1 protein-coding gene is annotated in these 2,072 nt (G+C 59.7%); it reads left to right on the top strand.

All coding sequences use genetic code 11. From position 1 onward, the window contains the following. On the top strand, positions 1 to 1,980 hold a 1,980-nt coding region (locus tag AC0QHF_RS19545), incomplete at its 5' end, for a CHAT domain-containing protein (protein ID WP_324705915.1). Positions 1,981 to 2,072 lie beyond the last annotated feature (92 nt).

Raw genomic sequence — 2,072 nt, 5'->3', positions numbered from 1 at the left:
GAAGACTGGGCGATGACCCAAAATAATCTGGGGAATGCCTACCGTAACCGCATCCGGGGAGAGCGGGCACAGAACATTGAAGATGCGATCGCCTGCTACCGAGACTCCTTGCTAGTCAGAACCCCCGAAACTTTACCCCTGGACTGCTTGCAAACCGGACGCAACCTCGGCGACTTGGGATTTGAGGAACAAAACTGGGAAACCGCCATCTTCGGCTACGACAACGCCATCCGCGCCGTCGAACAAAGCCGCAACTGGGCCACCTCCCCCGACACCAAACGCCAACTCATCGAAGACGCCCTGCCCCTCTACGGTAAAATGGTGCAGGCCTGCATCCACCTGGAACGCTACGACCGAGCCCTCCTCACCGTCGAGCGCAGCAAATCCCGCACCCTCCTCGAACTCCTCAGCGGCGCGGACCTCGTACCCAAAAACGCCACCCCCGAACAACAGCAACGCTACCGCCAACTCAACCGAGAAATCGCCGCCCTGCAACAGTCCTTCGGCGACGGAGAGACAAGCAGAGAGGGAAATGGAGAACAGGCAGATGGGGAGACGGGAAGCAGAACGACCCCACACCCCACCGAGCACACCCCACACCCCACCCAACTGCAAAGTCTCATCCAACAGCGGGAAACCCTCCTCGCCGAAATCGACGATTCCGAGTTCGAGGCCATCCGGGACGTCCGCCCCCAACTCCCCGACTTCACCCGACTCCTGACGCCGGAAACCGCCCTCATCCAATGGTATCTGCCCCGAGATCCCGACCTCGGCGCCTGGGCCTTCACCGTCACCCTCCGCGACAACCGCCCCCACATCCGCCCCCACACCTACACCCCCGAGCGGCGCCGGGCCCTCGACGAGTTCAACGAAACCTACTTCTCCGACTACCGCCAAGACACCTGGGACGACCACCTCGCCCCCCGCCTCGCCGAGCTCGCCGGACTCCTGGACCTCCCCGAGCTCCTCGACACCTGCGCCGCGTGCACCACCCTCATCCTCGTCCCCCATCTGTACCTGCACCTGTTCCCCCTCCACGCCTTACCCGTAGTGCGCTCTGAAGAGCCCACTACAAACTCGCTCGTAGAGCACTCTTTAGAGCGCTCTGAAGAGCCCACTACAAACCGGACGCACTTAATCGATTATTTTTCCGAAGGCGTGCGGTTCGCCCCCAGTTGCCAGATTCTCGACTACATCCACACCCGCCGCCGCCCCGCCGCCGCCGGCCCATTCTTCGCCATCCAAAACCCCACCCAAGACCTCCCCTACACCGATGTGGAAGTGGAATTCATCCGCCGTCGCTTCGACCCCGACACCCACATCCTCAAACACCGTGACGCCAACAAGGTCGCCCTAAATTCCCCCGCCACCCTCGACCAACTGAGCCGGAGTCTTTTCGTTCATTTTTCCTGCCACGGCGGGTTTGACGGCGAAAATCCCCTCAACTCCGCCCTCATTTTGGCGGGGGATGCACCCCCCGACCCCGACGGCCGCCGCACCCTCACCCTCCGGGACGGTCGCCGCTTCGACACGGAACACCAGGGCCTCACCCTCCGGGAAATCTACGCGAACCTGGAGCTCCCCGCCTGCCTGTTGGTGATGCTGTCCGCCTGCGAAACCGGGCTCATTGGCAGTCTCTTCACCGACGAATATATCGGATTGGCCAGCGGCTTTTTCTACGCCGGCGCCCTCTCGGTGGTGAGCAGTTTGTGGTGCGTGGACGACTTCGCCACGGCCCTTTTAGCCATCCGCTTCTACCAAGAATTTAACCCGGACAAAAGCATCGCCGAAGCGTTAAAAGCGGCTCAAACCTGGATGCGGCGGCAGACCAAAGCGGATTTATTGAACTGGTTCAAAGGGGATTGGAAGTTATCGGAAAATGACCTAGACGAATGCGCTTTCAAACTGTTGGATTACGATAAAGATCCCCCCTTCGACGATCCGAAATATTGGTCAGCTTTTGTTGCGATCGGCTTATAGGGGTTATAATTTGAGCGACAAAACCGCTTGGGAATCAATTCCCAAGCTCACAGCACAAATCCTCTAAAGAGGATTGCAAAGCGATACAGATA

The organism is Lyngbya sp. CCY1209 (genome assembly GCF_055795065.1).
Note: the sequence above shows the minus strand (reverse complement) of the source record. Positions and strands in the feature narration are given on the sequence as shown.